General features: G+C 63.2%; 17 protein-coding genes. 8 read left to right on the top strand and 9 right to left on the bottom strand.

The features are described from left to right. Positions 1 to 35 precede the first annotated feature (35 nt). On the top strand, positions 36 to 569 hold the full coding sequence (locus WG908_RS14750) for a hypothetical protein (protein ID WP_179563562.1): 534 nt from the start codon (positions 36 to 38) through the stop codon (positions 567 to 569). A gap of 110 nt (positions 570 to 679) precedes the next feature. On the opposite strand, the gene WG908_RS14745 is transcribed toward WG908_RS14750, so the two are convergent. Then, positions 680 to 1,057, bottom strand: coding sequence for a hypothetical protein (locus WG908_RS14745; protein ID WP_179563563.1), 378 nt, complete (start codon positions 1,055 to 1,057; stop codon positions 680 to 682). 274 nt (positions 1,058 to 1,331) lie between these two features. Here WG908_RS14745 and WG908_RS14740 point away from each other — a divergent pair, with 274 nt between their 5' ends. From WG908_RS14740 to WG908_RS14710, 7 genes are all read left to right on the top strand, one after another. Then, entirely contained in the window at positions 1,332 to 1,727 is a 396-nt protein-coding gene (locus WG908_RS14740; RefSeq protein ID WP_179563564.1) for a DUF3768 domain-containing protein, read from the top strand. 53 nt (positions 1,728 to 1,780) lie between these two features. Then, positions 1,781 to 2,074 (top strand): DUF7673 family protein, encoded by a 294-nt coding sequence (locus WG908_RS14735; RefSeq protein WP_179563565.1) that lies wholly within the window; start codon positions 1,781 to 1,783, stop codon positions 2,072 to 2,074. 288 nt (positions 2,075 to 2,362) lie between these two features. Next, positions 2,363 to 2,542, top strand: coding sequence for a hypothetical protein (locus WG908_RS14730; RefSeq protein ID WP_179563566.1), 180 nt, complete (start codon positions 2,363 to 2,365; stop codon positions 2,540 to 2,542). A 13-nt stretch (positions 2,543 to 2,555) separates the two neighbouring features. After that, positions 2,556 to 3,320 (top strand): ParA family protein, encoded by a 765-nt coding sequence (locus WG908_RS14725; protein WP_179563567.1) that lies wholly within the window; start codon positions 2,556 to 2,558, stop codon positions 3,318 to 3,320. Continuing rightward, positions 3,320 to 4,255 carry a ParB/RepB/Spo0J family partition protein gene (locus WG908_RS14720; protein ID WP_179563568.1) on the top strand — a complete coding sequence of 312 codons (936 nt, stop codon included), beginning with the start codon at positions 3,320 to 3,322 and terminating at the stop codon, positions 4,253 to 4,255. Before WG908_RS14725 ends, WG908_RS14720 begins: the two co-directional genes overlap by 1 nt. Positions 4,256 to 4,551: 296 nt before the next feature. Then, complete coding sequence (locus WG908_RS14715) at positions 4,552 to 5,088, top strand: mobilization protein (protein WP_179563569.1); 537 nt, start codon at positions 4,552 to 4,554, stop codon at positions 5,086 to 5,088. Next, the gene (locus WG908_RS14710; protein ID WP_179563570.1) at positions 5,081 to 6,214 is read left to right on the top strand and encodes a relaxase/mobilization nuclease domain-containing protein; all 1,134 of its coding nucleotides are present in this window, start codon (positions 5,081 to 5,083) and stop codon (positions 6,212 to 6,214) included. Before WG908_RS14715 ends, WG908_RS14710 begins: the two co-directional genes overlap by 8 nt. A 30-nt stretch (positions 6,215 to 6,244) precedes the next feature. Here the strand turns inward: WG908_RS14710 and WG908_RS14705 are convergent, their stop codons facing one another. From WG908_RS14705 to virB11, 8 genes are all read right to left on the bottom strand, one after another. Continuing rightward, positions 6,245 to 8,011 (bottom strand): ABC-three component system protein, encoded by a 1,767-nt coding sequence (locus tag WG908_RS14705; protein ID WP_149523997.1) that lies wholly within the window; start codon positions 8,009 to 8,011, stop codon positions 6,245 to 6,247. Beyond that, the gene (locus WG908_RS14700) at positions 8,008 to 8,253 is read right to left on the bottom strand and encodes an ABC-three component system middle component 6 (protein WP_021243503.1); all 246 of its coding nucleotides are present in this window, start codon (positions 8,251 to 8,253) and stop codon (positions 8,008 to 8,010) included. Before WG908_RS14700 ends, WG908_RS14705 begins: the two co-directional genes overlap by 4 nt. Next, positions 8,250 to 9,158: an ABC-three component system protein gene (locus tag WG908_RS14695; protein ID WP_340187292.1), complete on the bottom strand. Its 909-nt coding sequence runs from the start codon at positions 9,156 to 9,158 to the stop codon at positions 8,250 to 8,252. Before WG908_RS14695 ends, WG908_RS14700 begins: the two co-directional genes overlap by 4 nt. Positions 9,159 to 9,252: 94 nt before the next feature. Then, complete coding sequence (locus WG908_RS14690) at positions 9,253 to 10,086, bottom strand: nucleotidyl transferase AbiEii/AbiGii toxin family protein (protein ID WP_179563572.1); 834 nt, start codon at positions 10,084 to 10,086, stop codon at positions 9,253 to 9,255. Continuing rightward, on the bottom strand, positions 10,086 to 10,916 hold the full coding sequence (locus tag WG908_RS14685) for a type IV toxin-antitoxin system AbiEi family antitoxin domain-containing protein (protein WP_179563573.1): 831 nt from the start codon (positions 10,914 to 10,916) through the stop codon (positions 10,086 to 10,088). Before WG908_RS14685 ends, WG908_RS14690 begins: the two co-directional genes overlap by 1 nt. A 253-nt stretch (positions 10,917 to 11,169) precedes the next feature. Continuing rightward, complete coding sequence (locus WG908_RS14680) at positions 11,170 to 12,126, bottom strand: LPD7 domain-containing protein (protein ID WP_261937547.1); 957 nt, start codon at positions 12,124 to 12,126, stop codon at positions 11,170 to 11,172. Continuing rightward, the gene (locus tag WG908_RS14675; RefSeq protein ID WP_179563635.1) at positions 12,113 to 14,071 is read right to left on the bottom strand and encodes a type IV secretory system conjugative DNA transfer family protein; all 1,959 of its coding nucleotides are present in this window, start codon (positions 14,069 to 14,071) and stop codon (positions 12,113 to 12,115) included. The genes WG908_RS14680 and WG908_RS14675 overlap by 14 nt, the downstream gene beginning before the upstream one ends. A 19-nt stretch (positions 14,072 to 14,090) precedes the next feature. Beyond that, a complete protein-coding gene (gene virB11, locus WG908_RS14670) occupies positions 14,091 to 15,095 on the bottom strand; it encodes a P-type DNA transfer ATPase VirB11 (protein ID WP_179563575.1) in 1,005 nt (334 codons plus the stop codon). Between the last annotated feature and the right edge of the window lie 2 nt (positions 15,096 to 15,097).

The following is a 15,097-nucleotide window of genomic DNA, read 5'->3' as shown; positions in this document are numbered from 1 at the left end:
GGCCTTCGCCCCCGCCCTTATTGTGCGAGCGCTGATTGGACGATCTTACCGAGGAAGCGAGCCCGCATTTCATCCACTCCACCCTGCGTGAACGCATCGTGGAGCATGTCTTTGTCGGGGACGCGCTGCGCCGCCTGTGGCAACTGGGTGTGACCGACGTCGAGGTGCTGCGCTCCGAATTCGACGCGGGCGGCTATGATCTGGTCATGGCCCGCGGCCGCGTGACCCGCCATATCCAGTTCAAGACCAAAATCGTCGGCGGCAAGACCGATGAGGTCAAGATCAGCCTCAAGCTGATGGAGAAGCCGAGCGGATGCGTCATCTGGATCGTGGTGACGCCGGATCTCCTCTTCGACCATTATCTGTGGTTCGGCGCGGGGCCAGGCGAGCCTTTGCCGGACATCACTACGTTTGCCGTCGCCAAGCATAGCAAGGGGACATCGGAGGGCGAGAAGAATGAGCGGCCGAACCACCGCAAGGTGCGGATATCCAGGTTCGAGAAGGTCGCCAGCCTGGATGAGATATTGCGTCGATTGTTCGGTGATCTGGGCGATGCAAAGGGGGCTTGAGCGGTCGGGGCGGCTCCGGCTGCGCCGGACCGGGCTCTAGGCGAAACGCCCCGAGCCCCGTGCCGGGTCTCGGCCCATGCGGGTCACGATCCCTGCCGTGGGGCAGGCCGTCAACGGCGCCCTGGACCGCGCAGGTCTGCGGCAAGCGCGACAGGGGCCGGTCGCCCGTGGGCGAGATGCGCTGGCGGGCATAGGCTCAGGCCGTCGCGCAGCGCCGCGGCATCGAGCAGGATTCGCCACGGTTCGCCATGCCGCCGGGCGGCAAGGTAGAAGGTCGCGCCATCGCACGCGACCATGCGGCATCGCTCCTGGCGATCGATCAGCGACGCACTTGCGCCATGGCGGGCGACCAGATCGTCCAGATCGGCGCGCATCAGGGCGCCGCAGCGGCGGCACTGGGTGCGAACCTGGATCTGCAGCCGCTGCATCACGCCCACGCTCAATGTCCAGCGTGGCCAGAGGGCAATGATCCGGGCGGTGTCTGTCATGATCGAGGGAATAGCGAAGCCCTTAGTCGCGCGTCCAGCAGCACGTCCGAAAAGTCGGCCATGCCGTTCCATTTTCCCTATCACCGCTGCACCGATGGTTCCTTTCTGGCTTGGCGTCCTCGCCGCGGCACTTGCCAGCGCAAGCCCGATGCCGGGCTTCTCCACATCCGTTGCGACCCTGCGGGTGCGCGGGCGCGCTATGCCCCGGCGGTCCGGTCGCCTGTCGAAAGGCCCCGATCGGCGGGGTCTGACACAGATGAGGACGTCGAACGTCATGGCCGACCCCCAAAATGACAAAGCCGTATCCGCAGACCAGCGCGTCGCGACCATCGCGCGGCTCAATGATGCCCTGCGCCAGTCCATCCATAGCCCGGGCGTCAACCAGGTGGTCATGACCGCCGGGGTCGCCGAGCTGATCGGCGATACCAGCCTGTTTCGCGGGTTCCAGCGTCGCGCCGAACTGCTGCGCACCGTGCGCGACTATGACGCCTTTGGTCCCGACGTCGATCCCCAGGGCGAGCGTGATTTCGGGCGCTTCGAATTTGCCGGCGAGACCCTGTACTGGAAGATCGACTATTATGATCGCGCGCTGACCTATGGATCGCCCGATCCGACCGATCCCGACGTCACCACCCGCGTGCTGACGCTGCTTCTCACCCACGAATATTGAGCTATCATGGCCCCGACCCTGTCGGGGCCACCTTTTACCGAAAGGATTCGCAGATGAGCGAGCCCGTCATCCAAGCCCTCGACCGGCTTTTCGATCTGGCCGCCTCGGACACGGGGCAAGCGCGCCGCGCCGCCAACTTCCTGCTCGCCTGGTGGAATGCGCAGGACAATGGCGGGTTCGATCTTGCCGACCTGTTTGGCGTCGACCACGAAGTTGCGGCCGACATGGCCATCGTGTTCGTCTATCTGGGCGGTCATCACGGCGCGATCTATCCCGACCAGCTTGGCTATGACGACAAGATCGTCGCACTGGTCCACCAGTGGCGGTTGCGTGAGCCTGCCGACTGACCAAGGCGTCAGCCGCGAGCGCTGATCGCGTCGCGCCAACCGAGCCCGCTGGCGTTGCCCCCGGCTGCGCAAAATGTCTCACCGAGCGAGTGTGACACCGGCCATCCCCCTGACCGGGGGGATGGCCGAAAAGTCTGCTTGAGCAGACTATCGCCGGTGCCGCCCAGACGTCCCATCGGGTCTTGCTTCCCGGCACGGGAGGGGAGGCTGCGCGGCGCGAGCGGCCGCGTTTTGCTGCGCGGTGAGGGGACCGACCGGTTTCCCTGGAACATGCCAAGGAGACCCACCGTGGCCGACTATTTTTCGCGTCATCCAGACCATGCGTTGTTGTTCGCATTCGTCTGCTTCATCATCACCGTTTACCTGTTCCGTTATGTCGGACCTGGCATCGGCGGCGGTGGCGACCGGTCGTCGCGCGAGCATTATGAGCGCAACCTGCGCGATGGTCCGCACGACTATGAATCCTGACGGCGCGGCGCCGATGCGAACGATCGTCGTCAGCCTGCTCAAGGGCGGGGTCGGCAAGACCTTTCTCGCAACGCACCTCGCCTGGTATCTTGCCGAGCAAGGCGGCAACCGGGTCGCGTTTCTCGACCTCGATCCGCAGGGCAGTTCCACCCGTCGGCTCGCCGGCGAGCGGACCGGGTGGTTCGCAGCGGACCTGTTCGATCCCGAGGCGCGGCTCGACCTGAGCGATGCGCCAGGCATCACGGTTTTCGCCGCCGATCCGCGCCTGCAGATGGTGAAGGCAGCCGCGGATGTCCGCGATTTCCTCGGCCGGTTTCCCGCGCTTGGTGCCCATTTCGATCATATCGTCATCGACACCGGTCCCAAATGGGATGAGCTGACCTTGAGCGCGATGGCGGTGGCCGACGCGGTGATCGCGCCGGTCCAGGTCGCCGAGGATTCGATCGAGTGCGCCAAGATGCTGCTCACAGCGCTCAAAAAAGCGGAAGGGGCGAGAGGCGGGCGCAAGGTCGATTTTCTCGGGCTGTTGCCCTCGATGGTCAATCCGTTCGACCGGCGCGAAATGGACAATGCGGTCAAGCTCGCCCGCGCCGTCGGCGAGAAACTGATGTTTCCCGCCTTCATCAAGGCGCGACCGACCTACAAGCATTCGGCCGAACAGCATCATCCGGTCTGGCGCGAAACCGGCAGCGGCGCGAAAGCGGCGGCTGACGAAATCCGACCGATCCTGGCAGAAATCGTTCGCCGAATGGACGACCGTCGCCTGAGTGCGGCGTGATGGGCAAGTTCGATCAGCGCGCCGAAGAGTTCGGGCTGCTTGTCGGTCTCCACGACAGCGCGCGGCGCGTCGAGGATCTGCCGCTCGACTGGATCATCGCCGACCCCGAAAACCCACGGCGCGTGTTCGACGAGACGGAGCTCAAGGATCTTGCCGCTTCGATCGCCGCGCGCGGCGTCCTGCAGCCGATCATCGTCGCCCCGAAAAATGGGGACGGGCTTCATGTCATCCGCGTCGGCGAGCGGCGCTTTCGGGCATCGCGCCTTGCCGGGCGCGAGACTATTCCGGCGATCGTGATGGCGGTGGTGAACCGGGCCGACACGCTCGCCGATCAGATCGTCGAGAATGACCAGCGCGCGGGCCTGACCCCGCATGATCTCGCGACCGGCATCGAACGGATGCTGGCCGCCGGCGTCACCCAGGCGGAGATCGCCCGCGCGCTCGGCCGCTCGAAGCAGTTCGTGTCGCTCTATGCCGCCTGTGCCGATATGGCGCCCTGGTTGCGAGCAGCGATCGATCAGATGCCAATTCGGCTGCTCTACGACCTCCATCGTGCTGCCCGCACTCATGGCGACGCGGTGCGCGCCTATGTCGAGCGGCTCGGCGATGAAAGCGTGACCTTGGCCGAGGGCGGCCGGTTTATCGCAGGGCTCAAGGCAACCGAGGTTCCGCCTGATACCGGGTTACGTGACGTGCCTGTCCTGTCGAATGGGCAGGACACTGAGCGCGCTGTGCCGAGAAGGTCGGTGCGTGCCGGTGCGGGCCTGCGGTCGATGTTCGGCGCAGAGGTGTCTTTGCAGCCCAAGCCCCTCGATGCGGTTCGGGTGACCCTGGACGGGCGGACAGGACGTTTGATCCTGCCCGAGCGAGTCCGTGTGGTGTTCGACGACGGCGAGGAGATCGAAGCGCCCGTTGCCGATATCGTTATGGGGTAAACCATCGGCGGGGCGGGCGCTCACTCATTCACCCCTCACTCCGCGTAGAAACGATCGAGCTTTTCAGACAGTTTTGGCAGCCGCGCCCCTTCTTCAGGGGCGCGGCTGTCTTCATTTTCGCGGATCGGGCGGATTGGATCGCTCGGAAATATTCTGCTTTTTTGTAGATGTCAGATTGGATGAGATACCTGGCTTGAGGACGGGCGGAGTCTGCTTGAGCAGACTATAAGACGAGTGGTTTTAGGTGAGGGCCGGATAGGCTTGGCGCCGTCATTGTTAAACAATAGCAATGGGGTGTGGCGTTCTTTGGTCTCCGTCTGCCCGATGATCTCGCGGCGCGCTTCGATGCTAGGGCGACTGCCGCCGGCGGTCGCTCAGCGCTCCTGCGCAAGCTGATCGACGATGCGCTTGAGAACGCCGGGGACAGGTCGAGCGAGACGGCTTCGCCTCGGACCCGCACGACTGACCGGCTGCAGCTTCGGCTCACGCGCGAGGATATTGAGAAGCTGGATGCGGCCGCCGATGCGCGCGGGCTAAAACGGACCGAATGGCTCGTGATGCTGTTGCGTCGGCGGCTTCATACACATCCGCTTCCGCCGCGCGCCGAAAGGGTACAGATCGCGCAGTCCTGGCGCGAGCTCAACCGGATCGGCATCAATCTCAACCAGGCGGTCCATGCCCTTCATGCCGCGACCATGGTGGATTCGCGGCTCGACCTGGCGCGTGAGGCCGCGCGGGTCGCCTCCTTTCGCGACGAGGTGGCCGACCAGCTGCGCGCGATTGGCCGCGCGCTCAAAGGTGACCTGAGCTATTGGGATACGCCCGATGACTGAGGATGATGATGGCGTCCTGCCGCTCCCCAGTCTGATGGAAGCCTGGCGACCGCCGACCGGGGGCAAGCGCAGCCTGCGCGGGGGGACGCTGCGGATCCGTTCGGGTGGTGGCAAGGGCAGGGGCGGGAGCGCCGCTGCGCCGATGTTGTCGCCGGCCGAGGCGCGCGCCAAGCTTGAGCGCATCGTGCGCAAGGCGCCGGAGGTCATGGTCAAGATATCGGGCAAGCAGCGTGGGGCAAGGCATCTCGCTGAACATTTTGGCTATATATCGCGGCATGGGAAGCTCGAGGTTCGCAGCAGCGAAGGCGAGATCATCACCGACGAAAAGCGCCTGAAGGCGATCGCGGCCGATTGGGACATGCTCGATCAGGCGATGAACCTTCATGGCAAGGAGCGACCGACCTCGATGTCGATGGTGTTGTCGATGCCCGGCGGTACGACCGATGCCGCGACCATCCATGATGCCGTCCAGGCGTTCGCGCGCGTCGAGTTCGAAGGGCAGTTCAGCTATATGGTGGCGCTCCACACCGACACTGCTCACCCCCATGTCCATCTGACCGTCGCGACCCAGGGGGCGGACGGCGCGCGGTTCAATCCGCGCAAGGCCGACCTTCATCATTGGCGCGAAACCTTCGCCCATGAATTGCGCCAGCGCGGTATCGCCGCCGAAGCGACGCCGCGCCGCGCGCGCGGCCATGTTCAAAAGCGGGTGCGCTCGCCCGCGCACCATCTGGAGGCACGGACAGCGGGGCAGGGGAGGGATTTGGATCTCAACCGGCTGATCGAAGAGCGCGCGCAGGCGTTCGCACGGTCAGAGAACCCGGAGCGGCGAGTGGAGGACGTTCTGGCACTCGGCCGCCAGAAGCAGATCCGGGGGGCTTACGCAGAGGCCGCGGCCGCGCTGGCGGCAACCGGGAAGGACGAGGATCGCGCGCTGGCCGAAGATATCGCAGGGTTCGTGGCCGATATGCCGGCGGCGGTGTCGCGGCGGTTGGAGCGGGCGCGGGAGATCATGATCGCCGATCGGAGTTCGGCGGCAGCGGACAGCCGCAGCCGTAAATCAGATGCTTCGCCCTCGGCTGAGCCGGACAAAGATAAACGCAAGCCCCTTGATCGCGAGCGCTAAAGATGTGGATAAGTTGGGGTAGGGCGTACTTCAGTTAAATCGCAGTCCGAATAGCCCTCCGGTTTCGGTTGCGTCGGTCAGCTTGGTGTCGAGCACATAGGCACTAACATCAAAGCCGTCACGAAAGCCGTCTTTCGGCAAAGCATCCGAATTCATCGTGACGATGTATTGGAATCCGACCGCGGCAGCATGATCGGCGCCGAGCTGCAACGCTTTGGCCACCTGCCGTTCGTCGACCCCGTCAAACAGATGACTGTCGTGAACCAGGAAACCCGGCCCCATGCCCCGGCGGGCGGTCAGTTCGGCCAGCATGAGATCGAAGCAGAATATCTGCATGTTGGTGATGCCCTTGCTGCGCTGGGCATCGATACGAATATCGACTTGGGGACCGTTGGGCGTGGCGCTGACCGTCAGGCTCCCGGCTTTTTCGTAAAGCGCGTTGGACAGATCCTCGAACACGAGGATCGCTTCCTCGATGATGCTCTGACGCTCGTGATGATCGTCCTGAAGCGTCTTCAGGAGCCGGGCGCGCTCAATGTCGAGTTCGGCTTTCGTGCTTTCGATCTGTTCCGCCGTCGTGAGGCGTTGTCTCAGCCCCTCGGCGTCCGCCTCCGCGCGACCGGCTTCCTGCTGGAGCGCTGCGTAATGTTCCAACGCGCCGCCGGATTGGAGGATGCCCATCAGCTGTCGACGACGGCCATCAAGCGTTTCGCGCGCACGATCGCGCGTGCGGATACGATCTTCCGCGGCCTGGACCTCGGACGTCAGATGCGATCGCCGATTTTGCACGATCGCCTGGTGAAACTCTTCCACTTCCTCGAAGCGGCGACCGACCGATCCCGGCAGTACGACACCGGCTTCGCGATAGAGGCGGTCCAGGCTGGTCGTCGCCGGCGGAAGCTCGCTGTCGATCGCCGCGCGCAGCTGTAGGATCAGTTCCCGATCAGCGGTATTGTCGTCGCTGAGTGTCGAAATCTCTCGCGTGATCTGCGAAGCCTCCTGCTCCATCCCCGAATATTCGGGAACGACATTGAAGGTGTCGAGTTGCTCGCGCATCCGTCTGGCACGGGCTTCGGCGATCGTCATGCGGGTCCGGAGATCAGCCGCCGTGCCGAAATAACGGCCGAGACTGCCGTCCTTTGCCGCCTTGCGCAACTCCGCCATCGCGCGCTCTCGCGTGCGGACCTCCTGAAACTGTTGCGGCACGCTCGCGTCGAGGCCCAGGAGATAACTGATCGCTACCTGCTGATCCCAAGCCTGCTGCATCGAGGATTGCTGTGTGGGCGACACGAACCCGCCGCTATTCTGCCGCCGCACGAAATAGGAGAATAGAGATCGAAAGCTCGGCCGAAAGCGGCCGTTTGCTTCGTCGTCCACATCCGGGTTCAGGCGGAAAAGCAGCGCGCCCAATGCGGCGCGCCAATTTTCGTTGCTGATGACCAGATCGCCGGTCTTGGCTTCGAGAGACGGGGCGATCGGCCAATCGGATGTGTCGCCCTGCAATCGGATGCGGGATGGCTTGGTGCCGGATCGCGCGACATCGACGAGCGTCGGTCCGATATCGACGCGGGCCTCGAAGCTGAAGCCTGCCAGTTCATCGGAGCGGAAAATACTGTCCTTGTCGGCATTGGCGCCGAACAGGAAGTGGATTAGCTCGACAAGGCTGGTTTTGCCGGCGCCGTTGCGGGACTGCCGATCGGTCGCCCCATCGCTCTTGTCAGCGAGCAGGATGTTCAGCCCGGGCCGGAAGGCCAAGCTCTTGAAGCTCGGAAGGTCGCTGGAAAGGCCGTGGATCATGAAACGGTCTTCTGGACCAGACCACGATCGAACTGCACGGCCTTCACGATAAACAGCAGGTCGAGCGCCAGGACGAACCAGTCATAATTGATCGGTGCCGACACCGCCCGATCGCTGCGAGAAATGCGTATCTCATCCCAGAGACGCGAGACGGTCATCGGCTCGCGCAGGCAGCCGAGCACGTCGGCACCAACCGCCAGGAGCGCCCGATCGGGCCGGATATGTTTGGTCGGTAGAATCATATCGCGTCGATTCGAATCGCGTCCTCAAAGATGTCACAACGCTCAAAAAAGTAGGAAAGCACAGCGAGCACCGCGCCTTGGCGCGCTGGCTCTCCGGTCATACCCCCCGCGAAGGCTTGAAGCTCGCCGAAGATATCGTCCGGTGATAGCCCGACCGCCTTCAGGGCCTGATAGCGCACCCGGAACGCTTGTGCGATCTCTTCGCCGAGGTCGGGATCAGGCCAGCCGGCAAAAAAGGCTTCGACCAACTGCTCCCGGCGGCGGCCCTGCCGCAGCAGCCCGGCTGCGTCCTGGGAGAGGGCATTGCGTTCGAGCTTTGCCGCCGACGGCGCCACCAGCGATGGTTCCGCGTCCGGTTCCTGCCGTTGAATTGCAAGCAGCACCGGCCGCAACGCCTCGAAATCGAGCTTCTCCATCACACGGCCCGATGGAACGGCGCCAAAGAGATCTTCGAGCTGGTGGAGCGCGAGCGACATGGCGATCAGCCACAATTCCGCTTCGCCGCAGACGGCCAAGGCGACGTTCGGATTCGCGGCGTTGAGCGCGGCGAGTTTCTTGACGGCCTCGGCCGGGAGGCCGCGGCTGTCGTTATGGACAAACTCCCACCGCAGCATTTTTGTCGTCCAATGGACGAGCGCGCCTGCGAAATCTTCATCGACCTTGGCAAGGAGGGGTTCGAGTTTCATTGCATCGGGCGCATAGCATTGGAACACGGTGCCATCGCTGGCCCGGAAGCCATCGCATTTCAGGTCGCCTTTCGGACCGTAAGGACGGACGGGTTGGAAATCGCCCGGAAAGGCATGCGCCATGATACGGGCGAACAGGCTCTCGAACGCCTTGCCGCGCTCGCGCAGAAAGGCATTCTCGAACTTGAGCCCATAGGCAAAGCGCTGCGTGTCGTCCAACTCATCCCCCGAACTTGACCACCATAACCTTTGGCAGAATCAGCAAGCAAATCTATTAATTTACGCCCATCGTTGGGGCGATGAACGGCGCGCTCTACTCCGGCAGGTCGGCTTCGCGCAGAACGCGCATAACCTCGCGAAACACCCCTTCGAATGGCGGCAGATCGCTCATCTGTTGCTGCAGCCGCCCCGTCCAAAGCGTGCCTAAACGCTTTTCCTTGGCGGCGATCGCGGCGGTCACGCCATTGGGCATGCGTTCCCGAAGGGCGAGCTTCTGGGTGAACTCGGCGAGATATTCCGCTGGTCGAATATCACGCTCCTCGAGCAAATTCCAAAGGTCGTAGAGATCGCGCGGCTCGGTGCGGGCCTTGTCCGACAGGGCCGCCAGCTTCTCGATGAATATCTCCGCCAGGCTGTAGGCCAGAATGGTCGGGCCTTCCGGCAGGTCGGCAAATTCCTCGAAGGTCCGCAGGATCGGGCGCTCAGCCAGTGGAAAGCAGAACACCTCATTGATCGTGATATCGACTTTCACGTCGCTGCGCGCGGGCAGGGGGCCTTTGTAGCTCAGATAGAAGGTGTGGGTGTTCTGATGGCCATGCCGGTCGGGCCGATCATAGGCCATGTTGATCCCCGAAGCCGCCTCGAGGATGGCGAAGATCTCGTTCAGGCCGGAGAGTATCGCGTCCAGGTCGATCGGCTTGATCAACGAAAAATCGAGATCCTCGGAAAAGCGGTAATTCTCGAACCAGCAGCGGCGCAATGCCGTCCCGCCCTTGAAGGCGAAAAATTCGCGCAATGGATGCTGGGCCAGGCCGGTCAGGAACCAGGCCAGGCAATAGTCGCGTTCGATCACCGCCTCGGGCACGCGGCGGCCGCGAGGCTTGAGAAGGCCGTTGGCGATACGGGAGAGATCGCGCTGGGGAATCATCAGCTGCTCCGGATTATATCGAGTTCGTCGGGCTCGACGTTGAGTCGGATGCGCCATCGGGCCAGCATCCTGCCCTCATTGGGAAACAGGGGATCGAGGCGCTGATAGGTCGGCGTCAGCCGCGCGCGCAACGGCTCCAATGCGGCTGTGTCGGCCAGTTCGTATAATTCCAGCAGATAGCCCAGGCGGCGGATCACCGCGCCAACGCCGAGGCGAAGCGCGTATTCGATCATCAGTTCGACCCGCAGTGTATCGCGCTTCATCCAGAGTCCCTTGGCGACCTCCGTGACGCCACCGACATATTGCGGATGGTCGAGACCATCGATGATGGTCCGCTCGGGATCGCTGACCCTGACCTGCTCCTCGGATGTGATCCAGATCTCGGTCAGACCGAAGAAATCCTGCGGTTTGACGTCGACGAAGCGGAACTCATACCCGTGAATGTGCTGCGGGCGCAGCCGTTTGGCGCAGGAGACGATGATGGCCAACTGCGGTTGGGTGACCATGCGGTGCAGCTCGAGGGCGCTGCCGTGGGAGATGAAATAGTCCGCATCGCCAACCAGTGTCCTTGCAATGAGGTAAGGATCGCTCACATGCTCGGTGTCACGGCCCCGCTCGAATGGCACCAGATTGTAGAGGCCAGGCTTGAGACGCGTGACGATGCCGCGCGCTTCCGTGTTCGCGACGAGGCTGCGTGCCGATGACGGGCTCAGACCTGTGATCTCGGTGACGTCCGCAAGCGAAAAAATCGGCTGACGGCGTTCGTTGAGTTCGACGATCAGCTGGGCGGCCCGAGGTCCAAGCGTCTTGAGATTATATCCTTCGCGCAATTTGAGCCTCTATGAGCGATGTCCGGCGCGTTCGATATAACGGAGGTTATATTATATGGCAAGATCGTCGCCTTTAGTGGGACGGTCCGCGCAGGCAGTATACATCCAACAGGCCTTGGGTCGGGCCGCTCGCGGTTTATCAATCGTGATAAATGTTCGGCGAAGACGAACAAAAGTCGCGTTTCTTAAACCAGGAGCCGATCGCCTGAGCCATATGTCGTAGAGGGGTTGCGGCACAAAGACCGATTTTGGATCACCGAGACCGGCTGCGTTCCTGGGGTTTGGGCTCGCGACCTGGACGAGGGATGGGGGGCGTGGCTGGGTCACGGCCGCGGACGATATCCTGCCTGACGATCGGGGAGGCGTCCTTGACCATTGCCGGGCGGATGTTCCGTCCCGCCGCAATATGCGCATCGAGCTGCGTGCGGGCAACTGTCATCACCCGCGCGACCGCTTCGGGATTGTCGAACAACGTCCGTCGGATCACCGCTTCCATCACGCGCATCTGGCTGTCGGCCGCACGATCGTTCGGCGTGTTGCCACGATCGCCGCGCCGGGCATCGGGCCGTTCCAAACCATTGCCGTCGCTCCGGCGGCTTATCCCGGTTGACCCACGGGCGACATCGACGTCACGGGCTGCCATGGGCGCGATCGTATTGCGGCTCGTCTCTCCGCGGAGCCGGTCGAGCTCCTGGAAATCGCGATCATTGGGCTTGTAGCCACGTACCTCCAGCCCCTTTTGACTCGCCTCGATCCAGACCGATCGCCGAAATTCTTCCGATCCCGTGACGTGAATCCGATCCCAATTGCGGTGTTGTGCGATCGCCACCAGATCCTTGACGACCTCCTGGCTCTCCGTCGCCGTGACCAAGCGCCGGCCCTGATCGCGAAACGCGGGATCCTTTGCTTGCGCCGTCGTGAAAAAGGCGGGTTCGCCCGACCATTTTGCCTTGTCGGCATAATAGCGCTTCCGCACGCTCTCCGGCACATCGCCCGCCTCGAGGGAATGCACCTTGGGCGCGCGGCGCGGCACACCGACAGCCCCGGCATGATCAGGCGCTTCAGTGGGACCCTTCGATCCCCCAGGCGAGGACCTTTCCGGCGGAACCGACCCAGGCGCCCGCGCCTTGCGCCGTTCGGCGGCGTCGATGCCAACGCTGTTGGTAGTGGTCCGCGCCGTACCCGATTGCTTGCGATCACTCTCTGCCATGGTCATGCCTCTCGGTCACAAATGCTGGAGATTGGGCGCCGGCACCCACGGGCTCGAGAACGGCCCGGGCCGTCATCGCCGTGACAAAGGCAATAGCGGCCTGTTCATCGCCGGGGGGTGGCAGATCCACCATGTTGCCGAGCACCAACATGTCATCGGTGATCTCGGCAAAGCCCGACAGTTCGTCATCGGTCAACGCGCGCGAGTTTGGTTGTGCCTGCTCCGCAGCCGCAGTCGCTGGACCGTCGTTCAACAGAGCAGCCCGCTTCGCGCTAAGGGCCTGCGCTAACGGATCGCTGCTGCTCGCCCCGCCTGCCAATTTGGCGGCGGACGACACGGCGTTAATCGCGATCGGACGGGGCGCAACCTTGGGCGGGTCACTGATCCGGCTCGTGAAGCGCTTCGAGCGGAAATACTCGATCTTGCGGCCCCTGACGGGCGGAATCCCGCCGCGCATCAGCAGAAGGTCGCCCTTGGGCATCTGCATCAGCTCCTGAGGCATCATCAGCGCGCGCCGCTGGTCCGATTCCGACACGCTGCGGTTGGCGAGCAGGCCATGGATCGTCCGGCTCTTCGATTTGACGTTCATCGTGAAAAAACCGAGCCGCTCGGAAAGTTCGTTGGCGACCTTCAGTTCTTTGGGTGTGAATACGATCTCCAGACCGCAGTTGGCGATGATCTCGTCGGTGACATCCACGCCATAGATACCGCGGGGCTGGGACCGGCTCTGGATGACTGGCAACAGGCGAAGCCCGTAGCCTGCAACGTAGGAAAACGCCGACGCGATGACCGGTGCCTTGCCGAGGCGGGCGAACTCATCGAGCAAAATGAGCACCGGCACGCGGCCGCCATTCTCAGGCAGTTCCCGCGTATTGAGATCGATCAGCTGCTGAAGAAAGAGGTTATAGACGGGCGCGATCCGATCAATATTGTCGGGCGATACGCCAAGATAGATCGAAATCCGCTCGCGGCGGATTTGGCGCAGATCGAAATCGGTCTCTGACGTCGCGGCATCGACATAGGGATTGAGCCAGAGATTGAGCTTCGAGGTGATCGTCTGCTTGATGCCCGAAAATGTGTTGTCGGACGCGGAGGTGAAGTCACTCAGCGCCGACACACAGGCCTGGCTCAGCCGTTGCCCCCGCTTCTGCGCCTCTTCGACGACCTTCGGCAATTCGACCTTCGGATCGCCCGTCGTCAGTCGCCGATAGATTTCGCCGATCGTGAAGGGGAGGGCGGGATTGGCCGCGACAAGGGCGCCGACGCCGACAAAGGCGGCGCGCGCCGCTTCCGCCCAGAATGGATCAGCCTTTTCCGGAGCCGGAAACAACATGCCGCCGATCTTCTGGAGTTCATTGATCACATCGGTGTCGTCGAGCCGGTCGATGAAGCTCAAGGGATTGTAGCGGGCGCTTCGCCCTTCGGGGTCGAGCGGATCGAACAGATAGACCGACTGGCCATGGCGCGCGCGAAAACCTGCGGTGATGTCCCAATTCTCGCGCTTCACATCAAGCACCACCACCGAGTCCGCCCAACTCAGAAGATTGGGGATCACTACGCCGACGCCCTTGCCGGCGCGCGTCGGTGCCTCAAGCAAGACATGTTCGGTGCCGCCGAAAACGAGATAGCGGCCGCCTTTCTGCCCGACGACGATCCCGCTGTTGCTGCGCAGATGTTCGCGCCGGATCTCGCTTTCGCGCGCGAACCGTGCCTCGCCATGGAGCGTGCGCCCCTGCTTCAGGATGATGAGCAGGATGACGAAGGCGATTGCGCCGCTGACCAGCGCACCGCGCTCCAGCCACAGATGCAGAAGCGGGTCGCGGCGATAGTACCAGAGCCATCCGGGTATCGCCGAGACCTGCGTGCGCGGGCCGATCTGGTTGAGGCCGACGAGCGCGACCAGCACCGCGCACAAGGCACATGCCAAAACGGTTGCCGCGAGCATCCCCGCGACGATCGCGACCTTAGTGAGCGGTCGCGCGTCCGACAGGCGGGTCAAAATACACCTCCTCGACTTCGAATTTTCCGGCGCGCTTGCGGGTCTGGACGACGACGTCGACCAACATGTGCAACAACCCACGGATATCGTCGCGGGCCAGATCGCGCCCGCCTTCGGACTCCTTCACCAGCAAGGTGAGCTGCTCGAAAGCGCCCATCGCTGAACCGGCATGGACGGTTGTAATCGAGCCGGGGTGACCCGAGTTCACGTTGCGCAGATAGAAAAAGGCAGTCCCGTCGCGCAGTTCTTGCAACAGAATGCGATCGGGCCGCATGCGCAGCGCACTTTCAAGCAGCTGCTTCGGGCCGACCTTGGCCAGGCCCTGTCGCTCGCTCGAATAGACCATATGCACGACGTTGCGGTGTTCGACGACAAGCTCGCGCGTATCCTCGATCGTGAGCAGCCGCTCGTCGGGCGGGATCAACTGGATCAGCGCCTTGGCAAAAGTGGTCTTGCCCGAGCCGGTCGCGCCGCTCACCAGGATGTTTTTGCGGGCGGCGACGGCGGTCCTGAAGAAGGACGGCCAGTCACCGGCGTCGCGCTGTGCCACCAATTGAGCATCGACTTCGCCAAGACCGCACGCCGCAGAGCGAGTTCCCTTGAACAGGCCGGTCTGCTCGAGCTGATCGATCGCCAGATTGACCCGGGAAGGCTTGCGCACCGTGAAGGACGGCGCGCCATTCGGGGTCACCGAGGGTATGACGATCTGGCACCGCTCTCCGCCCGGCAAGATCGTCGAGCAGATCGGGGTCTCGGCATTGACGTCCTGCCGGGTGAAGCTTGCGGCCGCGACGGCCAGCGTCGCCAGCCAATCGCTGTCGAGTTCGGCGACGCTATGCCAATGCCAACCGCGATGATCCTCGATGCCGACTTCGCCGGGCTTGTTGATCACCAGTTCGGTGACCTCGACCGGCTCCAGCAGCGGCAGGATCGGCGCGAGATAATGGCGCAGGACAGCGGTATCGCTCATCC

Origin of the sequence: Sphingobium anseongense (assembly GCF_037725245.1) — a bacterium.
GTDB lineage: Bacteria > Pseudomonadota > Alphaproteobacteria > Sphingomonadales > Sphingomonadaceae > Sphingobium.
Note: the sequence above shows the minus strand (reverse complement) of the source record. Positions and strands in the feature narration are given on the sequence as shown.